Here is an 8,526-nt window from a genome sequence, read left to right on the forward strand (position 1 = left end):
GGGACAGGTATCCAAGGGCCTACTAACTTTAGGGTTGGTTTTAAGGTTGATCAAGAGGTAGTACGATATTGAAAGTGGTTCCTACCTTTCGTTTACTCTCTACATTAATTTGACCCCCGTGGCCTTCGACAATCTTCTTAACGATGGCCAGTCCCAAACCCGTGCCGCCCTGGGTTCTGGTGCGGGACTTGTCCCCTTTATAGAAACGCTCCCAAATCATCGACAAATCCTCCGGCGCAATACCCTCACCCGTATCACTTATACGCAGGTACACCTGATTTGCTTTCGTGGTTGCAGACAAGGATATTTTACCTCCGGTGGGGGTATGTCTGATGGCATTGGCCATTAGGTTTATTAACACTCTTTCAATGCGATCACGATTGCATGTAATAAAAGGAAGCTTTTTTTCGATGTTAGCCTCCAGGTAAATACCTTTTTCAATGGCTATTTGGCTGAACTTCCGCTGTACCCCATTGATTATCGCCCCTAAGTCACAGGGTTCTTGATCAAAATTAAAATCCCCCCCTTCCATGCGCTTTAGGTCTAACAATTCATTAACCAACCGTTTTAGCCGATTAATCTCATCCAAAATATTGTGTAAATATTCTTCCCGTTGCTGCTCCGTCTTTGCCAAGCCATCAATCATCGTTTCGGTAAAGCCCTGCATAACTGCCAAGGGGGTTTTTATTTCGTGGGCTACATTGGTTACAAATTCCTGGCGAATTTGCTCCTGCTGGTCCAGTTGGCTAATTTTTTCCTGAAGCCGGGAGGCCAGGGTATTAAGGGAGTTGGCCAACAAACCGATTTCATCATTGGTATCAATATCTATTCGCTGTTGGTAATTGCCACTGGCCATGGCCATGGCCGCCTTATTCATTTTCACCAGAGGTTTAGAAAGAAGTCTTGAAAAAAGCAGACTTAACAAGGCGGCTAAAAGAATACCACCCACAGCCGTGTAGATGGCAAGTCTTTGTAATCTTTTTAACCCTTCTGCCAGTGGTTCTAGGGGGGCATGGATCATGACCGCCCGATTTATATTGTTTGGGTCTTTAAAAGGAATACCCACGGACAATACATCCGTATGAAAGTAGGGGTTATTTCCTCTTTGTACTACCGTCTGCCCTTGGTATAGTTTCCTTATATCAGCCATTCTCATGGGTCCGTGGTGGTGTCCGTTCCTATGCATGGGCATGTTTTTGCCACTCATACCCATCCCTTGGCACTGGGTAATGTTACCCGTTTCATTTAGTATCATCACATTGGCATTATACAGGCTGGCGATGAGTGCCACTTTCTGCTCCAAGGCAACGGGATCTTGCTCCCCTAGGGCAATGTCGGCTACCTTATTGCCCAGGACCCTTAGTTGCTTGGCCTGCTGTTCATAATAAAGGTCTGCCATAAAGCTAGTCTGAGCCGCGCCAGCGGTGCCGATCACCAACAGTACCAAAATGGTCATAATTAGCCAAAGTTTGGTGACAAAATTGTTGATCCTCATGCTACCACCTCAAATTTATAACCCACCCCCCAAACGGTTTTAATATAGGAGGGAACATCATCAACCCTTAGTTTATCCCGAAGACGGTTAATATGGGTATCCACCGTCCTTGCATCGCCGTAGTAGTCAAAACCCCAAACCTCCTCTAAAAGTTGTTCCCGGCTGTAGGAACGTCCGACGGATCGCGCCAATAAAGCCAGTAGGTCAAATTCCTTTGGTGTCAAAGTGATTGGCTTTTCCTTTATAAATACTTCCCGACTAATTAAATCGATACTCAGACCGGGAAACTCTAGAAGATGTCCTTCCTTTACCTGCCTGGTGCCCACCCGGCGCATCACTGCTTTAATGCGGGCCACCAGTTCCCGTGGGCTAAAGGGCTTGCCCATATAATCGTCGGCGCCAAACTCCAAGCCTAAAATTCGGTCCACCTCATCATTTTTGGCCGTCAACATGATGATGGGTACCTTGGAAACCTTGCGGATTTCCCGACACACTGTTATTCCATCCAGCTTGGGCATCATCACATCCAAAACAATGAAATCCCAGGCTTCGGAGCGAAATTTTTCCATGGCTTCCTGACCATCTACTGCTTCCCCCACTTGGTATCCCTCATTGGTTAAATAAATGCCAATTACCTGGCGAATTTTATCTTCATCATCTACCACTAGAACCCGCAACTGATTCATGGTAAAACCCCCTTCATTAAGCCCAGCGGTTTAATGTTTCTATCGTAAAGCTATTCTATACCTCTGTCAAAGGGCGCAAAGAATTATCACAAAAATGTTAAACTTTCGAGAAAGTTTTGTGACATTTATTTATTATGATTAACCTATAGCACGGGCAGTAAAAACAGGTGGTTCTTGAAACTGCCCCACCGATTATAAAGAATATAGGAGGAATGCAGATGAAACGTAAAATTTCTGCCGTTATTGTAACCCTGGCCTTAGGAGCCCTGCTGGTGCCTGCTGCTTTCGCTGCGGTTGATAACAATCAAGCGGCACCTACCCAAAACCAGCAATTTTTTAATCAAATGTATGAACAGCAAAAAAACTGGTTGGACAATGCTGTTAAAAACAATCAACTTACCGAGGAACAAGCCAAAGCCTGGAGCCAGCATTTCGACCAAATGAAAGAATTTCACAGCCAAAACGGCATGGGACCTGGCATGATGGGCCAAATGATGGGCAATGGCCAAGGAAGATGCCCCGGTTTTGGCAATGCCAATGGCAATGGATTTGGCCCCGGCATGATGGGTAATTTCAGATAGCTTTAATGGGGTCTAAATCGAGCTTTATAAGAATTACTTAGGAGAACCCTTTGGCCAAAAGGCCCCTGTGCTTCTCCGTACTCATTTTGAAGTAAGGGAAAGAATGTAGCTTGACAATCCAAGCAATTATATTAACAAAACCCGCTGGTGCAATGCAGCGGGTTTTGTTAATATAATTAATGTCAAACATTTGGACGTAATATTAAGAAGAAAGAATGTCTGCAGTAGAAAGTGAAAAGGGGCGTGGTTCCAATGTTAAGAATATTGCTCATCCTGTTTATGGTGCTGCTTTTTCCCGCAGCATCTTTTGCAGCAGGCTGGAATAATTACTGGGTGAATGGCTGGCATGATGATCATTCCAATTACGATGTCTATAATCTAAGCCCAGCCAATGAGAAGGTAAAAGACCGGACGGTGATTTTGCATAACCTGGATCAGGATGAATGGGTGCTTCTGGAAGAAAGAGTTCAGAGCCTTTGGCAGCCAAATGAGCCAAACGATGTCAAATTTCCCGAAGCCTGGGTCTTGGGGAAAGGGAAGGCCTTCAACCCATATGAAAATTATTATTATGACATCGATAATAACCGATTGATCTTAGGAAAACAGTATAACAACTCACCAAATGAAAAGTGGGGTATTCAGTATAATGAATACTATGATTCAAAGAGTAAAATCAAAAGTTTCCTGCTGAAAAACTTGGAGAATGGTACGATCGAAGAATGGTTAACAACGCGAAACAGCACCTGGTATTACTGGCTTCCAGATAATACGGTATTGTTTTGTACATATAGTCAAAATGAGAAGCAGAATGTAATTTATGTCTTTTACCCTGAGACAAAGAAATATGAAAAATTAGTTTCGGGTAGCTTAGATGCTTATGCTAGGGATAAAAATCAAATTCTCTTTACGAAAAATGAACCCACGCGGCAAACCTGGGTTATGGATCTTGCCACCAGAATGGAGAAACAGGAAATGAATAGGACAAGGTTTTATCCTACCCCTGATGATGCGGCAAAAGTACCTCTGCTTCCCGGGGATTTGAATATTGATAGTTTAAGGGTAGTAGCTCCGGAAAAGAGTGTCCAGTATGAACACCAAATCGGGATAGGTGATCAGGTTATTCCCGTACCTTACATTTTCCAAAGAGAAAACCAGGAATTTATTCCGCTGCGTCCTTTAATGGAGCCATTTGATATCAAAATTAACATAAATCAGTTAGACAGTAATGTTAAGGAGTATCAGGTTTCTTACCAGGAAAAGAAGTTTACCCTTTTAGAGGGCGAATATATTAACTATAGATGGCAGTTATTTGTTACTTCGGAAGTGTTAAAGAAAATAGGGCTGCGGGAATTTACGATCAAACCAATAAATTAAGGAGTAAACAAGGGGACGGCAGACTGTGCGATCCGTATTCACACAGTCTGCCGTCCCCTTGTCACCCAACTTCACCACAACTATTAGCCCCGCAACTCTACCCGTCCGTACACCTCTATAGAAGTTTTCTCTCTTTTGGCCGTTGTCGAAGCAAGGCTTGCCATGTTGATAAGGTCAGAAACTGAGTATGTTCTGCTGTCATTGGAATTCGTGAACCACCTCACCCCCCCGGCAACCCCCACGGACCCGCTGACCTTAATCCCCTGGGGCCATTCCTCCAAAGAAAGGGCTTCAATAATGCGTTGTGCAAAATGTTGGGCATCCTCCCAAGGTCTTATGGTTACGATAGCAAACTCATCCCCGCCATAACGGCAAAGACCATCCATATTTTCACGAATTACACCTTTTAATACCTTCGTCGTCTGACACAGAATTGAATCTCCTACTACATGGCCAAACTGCTTATCAATCTTGCCAAAATTATCTAGGTCTAAAAAAATAATAGTAATTTCTTGTACTCTCTGCAAAAATTCCAATGCTTTAACATGTAGAAAATCTGCCCGATTAAGACCTGTAAGACCGTCGATATGCTTTCCTAATTCAGTAATAAGATTGGTTTTTGTTAATAATCCAACGATATATCCGTCTTTAGCCACTGCCAAACGTTCAATACGATACTGTTCCATAAGTTCTTTCGCCTGCCACAGGGAAAAATGAGGTAACGCCACTATAACCTCCTTACTCATAGCATCAGCCACCAAGCGATTCAAATGCGCTCTCCTCACATCCCGGGAGGTAATAATGCCCACAAGTTGTCCATTTTCCAATACGGGTAATCCTCCGATTCTATACTTGTCCATTAAATCAACCGCTAGTTTGACAGAATCGTCCGGAGTAATGGTAATCAATTCTTTTTCCATTATTTGTTCCACACAAATCATTACAAATCTACTCCCCGGTTTACTTGAATCACAATATTAACCTGAGCCTTTAATAACGTATTATCCGATGACATAAGCTCCCCTTCTTCTAGAATAATAGGTAATAACTTTTCTTTGGGAATTAGCTTCATTATAGACTTCCTTAGGACAACTGCTTCAAATACCGGATGATTAATACGAATTATCTCATACTGCTCCGGGGATAGTGCATCAACCATACGACGTACTGCCTCCGGTCCTATGGGTGCTTTTTTTCCTACCAACAATACATCCCTCATTGGGGGGAGTTCAAACTCGGATAATCGAATAAAGAGTTCCGCCTTTCGAACAGGTTCGGCCGAACGGGGGGGAATTTCAAAATCACTGGACAATTCTATTATCACCCTTTTTCACTTTATATTAATAGCTATTCTATCTGACCATGCTTTGCATAAGTAAAAATTATAAATATATTTCCTTTCAAATTATCTGTCTAAAATTAAGACTTTTTACCTATTTACCTATATTGATTTCTAACCTTTCCTTATATTTCCTGCTTATCATATTTTTTTTCTAATATTTATATGTATCTATTGCTATTCTACAATCATTCTACCAAAATCAACTGATTCGTTCCAAACTTCAGCCCCGGGTCCCTTATGGTTCTTTTCCTTTTTATCATCCCATTCTGCAACCACTTCCTGCACTTACCTGCTGACAAAATAAAAAACCAGCAGTTATCGTAAACTGTTGGGTTTTCTCTAAAATTACTCTGGCGACGATCTACTCTCTCAGGAGCGTGAGGGTGTACCCCCTCTGGTATCGCCACCAGAAACTTATGTTATTGGGTAGTCTTATGTGTTCTTTGAAAACTAAACTGCTTTGAAGTATTGTGTCTTTTTCTTGGTCAAGGTTAAACACGGGGGGGCTCTTGTCTACCCGTGTCTATATGTTTAACGATATGATAGTATACCCATACAGTGGCGTGTTGTATATGGCCGATTCTCCGATTTTTATAGGTATACTTGTGGCAGATATCAGTGAATGGGGGAAGTGTGAATGCTGCACATTGAGCATGAAAACCAAAAACCAATCTATCAGCAAATATATGAACAAATAAAACATGATATTCTTATGGGAAATTTGCCTATCGGCACACGGATAATATCCACGAGGGCATTGGCAAGAGAATTACAAATTGGAAGGAATACTGTCGAAAACGCTTACGCGCAACTCGTGCTGGAGGGCTACATTACAAGCGTGGCAAGCTCTGGCTATGTGGTCAACAATTTGCAATTTAATCTTAACCAGAAAGCAACGGGTCGATTAACAACCAGTGAGGCGGTGGTGGTTGCTGCCAAGCGTGGGATTGAAAATATCCGGTATAATTTTCAATATGGAAATCTCGATGCTGCGAGTTTTCCGTATAAGCTGTGGAGAAAGTATATGGCTGATGTATTGGATGGACCGGAGGCACAAGAAGTCCACAGCGACTGTGACGTAAAAGGAGACATCGCTTTGCGAATCCAACTCATGGAATATTTGTATCACAGCCGTGGAACCAACTGCAAACCGGAACAGCTTGTAATTTGTAGCGGCACACAATCAGCCCTTGAAACTCTGATAAAAATATTTCCCTACGCGGAAAAAAAAGTTGCCATGGAGGAGCCCTGCTATAATGGTGCCAGTGTCATCTTCCGAAGTAATGGATTCAATATTTCGCCGATACCAATTTATGAAGATGGGATTGGATTAAACGAGCTTGCCGCATCATCCGCAAAAGTGGTTCACATTGCACCATCTCACCAGTTTCCAATGGGCACCGTTATGCCAATCCATAAGCGAATCGAAATATTGAACTGGGCACGAGAACATGACAATATCATTATCGAGGATGACTATGATAGCGAGTTTCGCTATAACGGGCGGCCAATTCCATCTCTTCAATCCATTGATCAATATGAGCGTGTAATCTATGTTGGCACATTCTCCAAAGCACTTTCTCCCGGCCTTCGGATGGCCTATATGATCTTGCCGACATGGCTGCTACCGGCATATCAAGAGAGGTTTACAGGCTACCAATGTACGGTGCCATTGATAGAACAAAAAATTCTGGCCCGGTTTATGGTGGATGGGCATTGGGAAAAGCATATACGGAAGATTTGTTTATCTCAAAAAAAGAAGCACGATATTTTGATTGATGCAATCAAACAAAACATCGGAAATAAGGTGCGAATCCATGGTCACCAAGCTGGATTGCATATTCTTCTGGAGTTTTTGGATGGACAGCAGGAAGCTGAACTTGTCCGAAAAGCACTTGAATACAAAATCAAGGTATGTCCTGTATCCCCTTTCTGGCTGAACAAACAGAATTATAGGAATAATGCCCTTGTCTTGGGATATGGCATGATGTCAGAAAAGGATATCCCGAGGGCTGTGGAGATTCTATCTCGGGCTTGGTTCAGTTAATCCAACTGTATCCTATGAAATTATCAAAACCGGCTCTTATAACGGTGACGGTTTTGCAGTATAGTAAAGGAAATAAGGAACCGTATAATAAGGAGGCTATCTTATGCAACACCGCATGAAAACACACCCTTTGACCGAACAACAGATCAACCAGTTGCTTCAACGAGCACAAACCGGCAGCTTGGTGACACTGAATCCAGATGGCACACCGTACAGCACCCCAATCCATTTTGTCTATTGCGGTGATGCCATCTTTGTCCATGGGTTGCCCAAGGGCAAAAAGCTCGACAATATTGCCCACGATTCCAGAGTTGGATTTTCTGTTTATGAAATGGATAAACTGCTGTTGGACCCGCATGGAAAACCATGCGATACCAATACAAAATACGAAAGTGTAATTATTTCCGGTACTGCCAAACTTGTGAACGATATGGAGGAAAAAAGAAATGTGCTGAAAAAAATCGCAGAAAAATATACACCTCATTTGGTAAACAATGAAATTCCAAACAATATGGTTAAAGGTACCGCGGTGATACGAATTGCTGTGACGGAAATGACCGGAAAATACTATTTATAGTCAACGCAGAATGTCCATTTGAGAAACCGCGAACTTCTCAAATGCTGTAAGAACCGCGGCATGGTGCGGGTGTTCAAACGCCGCCTTTCGAGACAAAAAGACGTCGTTTTTGTATAAATACAATAAAGCAATCATCCTTACATGTTGTTTCCTAACTTTTGAGCAAAAAATAAGCCCAGGCGTATTGTTAAATAACTCCTGGGCTTTTGTCCCACCGTGTACACAATCTATTGATTGTGCATTTTACGCCTCTATTATCCAAAAACAAAACCCTCCAGTTGCAATAACTGTAGGGTTTTAAAAATACTCTGGCAACGACCTACTCTCCCAGGAGCGTGAGCTCCAAGTACCATCGGCCCTGAAGGGCTTAACTGCTGTGTTCGGGATGGGAACAGGTGTACCCCCTCCGGTATCGCCACCAGAA

Annotated in this window: 9 protein-coding genes and 1 rRNA gene; 5 read left to right on the forward strand and 5 right to left on the reverse strand. The window is 42.7% G+C overall.

The features are described 5' to 3' along the window. Positions 1–40: 40 nt before the first annotated feature. Both AC1U9Z_RS08075 and AC1U9Z_RS08080 read right to left on the reverse strand, forming a co-directional pair. Entirely contained in the window at positions 41–1,495 is a 1,455-nt protein-coding gene (locus AC1U9Z_RS08075) for a sensor histidine kinase (protein WP_479956839.1), read from the reverse strand. Beyond that, the gene (locus AC1U9Z_RS08080; RefSeq protein ID WP_333530527.1) at positions 1,492–2,181 is read right to left on the reverse strand and encodes a response regulator transcription factor; all 690 of its coding nucleotides are present in this window, start codon (positions 2,179–2,181) and stop codon (positions 1,492–1,494) included. The genes AC1U9Z_RS08075 and AC1U9Z_RS08080 overlap by 4 nt, the downstream gene beginning before the upstream one ends. Positions 2,182–2,399: 218 nt before the next feature. Between AC1U9Z_RS08080 and AC1U9Z_RS08085 the strand changes: the two genes are divergently transcribed. From AC1U9Z_RS08085 to AC1U9Z_RS08095, 3 genes are all read left to right on the forward strand, one after another. Continuing rightward, entirely contained in the window at positions 2,400–2,762 is a 363-nt protein-coding gene (locus AC1U9Z_RS08085; RefSeq protein ID WP_479956841.1) for a hypothetical protein, read from the forward strand. 16 nt (positions 2,763–2,778) lie between these two features. After that, on the forward strand, positions 2,779–2,871 hold the full coding sequence (locus AC1U9Z_RS08090) for an iron hydrogenase small subunit (RefSeq protein ID WP_479956854.1): 93 nt from the start codon (positions 2,779–2,781) through the stop codon (positions 2,869–2,871). 143 nt (positions 2,872–3,014) lie between these two features. After that, the gene (locus AC1U9Z_RS08095) at positions 3,015–4,136 is read left to right on the forward strand and encodes a hypothetical protein (RefSeq protein WP_479956843.1); all 1,122 of its coding nucleotides are present in this window, start codon (positions 3,015–3,017) and stop codon (positions 4,134–4,136) included. 83 nt (positions 4,137–4,219) lie between these two features. On the opposite strand, the gene AC1U9Z_RS08100 is transcribed toward AC1U9Z_RS08095, so the two are convergent. Continuing rightward, complete coding sequence (locus tag AC1U9Z_RS08100) at positions 4,220–5,077, reverse strand: CBS domain-containing protein (RefSeq protein WP_333530524.1); 858 nt, start codon at positions 5,075–5,077, stop codon at positions 4,220–4,222. Then, the gene (locus AC1U9Z_RS08105) at positions 5,077–5,448 is read right to left on the reverse strand and encodes a hypothetical protein (RefSeq protein ID WP_479956846.1); all 372 of its coding nucleotides are present in this window, start codon (positions 5,446–5,448) and stop codon (positions 5,077–5,079) included. The genes AC1U9Z_RS08100 and AC1U9Z_RS08105 overlap by 1 nt, the downstream gene beginning before the upstream one ends. A 667-nt stretch (positions 5,449–6,115) precedes the next feature. On the opposite strand from AC1U9Z_RS08105, the gene pdxR reads away from it, so the two are divergent. Together pdxR and AC1U9Z_RS08115 are read left to right on the forward strand one after the other, a co-directional pair. Further along, entirely contained in the window at positions 6,116–7,525 is a 1,410-nt protein-coding gene (gene pdxR, locus AC1U9Z_RS08110; RefSeq protein WP_479956848.1) for a MocR-like pyridoxine biosynthesis transcription factor PdxR, read from the forward strand. A gap of 103 nt (positions 7,526–7,628) precedes the next feature. Further along, positions 7,629–8,102, forward strand: a complete 474-nt coding sequence (locus tag AC1U9Z_RS08115; RefSeq protein ID WP_479956850.1) for a pyridoxamine 5'-phosphate oxidase family protein — start codon at positions 7,629–7,631, stop codon at positions 8,100–8,102. A 306-nt stretch (positions 8,103–8,408) separates the two neighbouring features. On the opposite strand, the gene rrf is transcribed toward AC1U9Z_RS08115, so the two are convergent. Then, positions 8,409–8,525 (reverse strand): 5S ribosomal RNA (rrf, locus tag AC1U9Z_RS08120). Between the last annotated feature and the right edge of the window lies 1 nt (position 8,526).

The organism is Desulfotomaculum sp., from assembly GCF_982386235.1.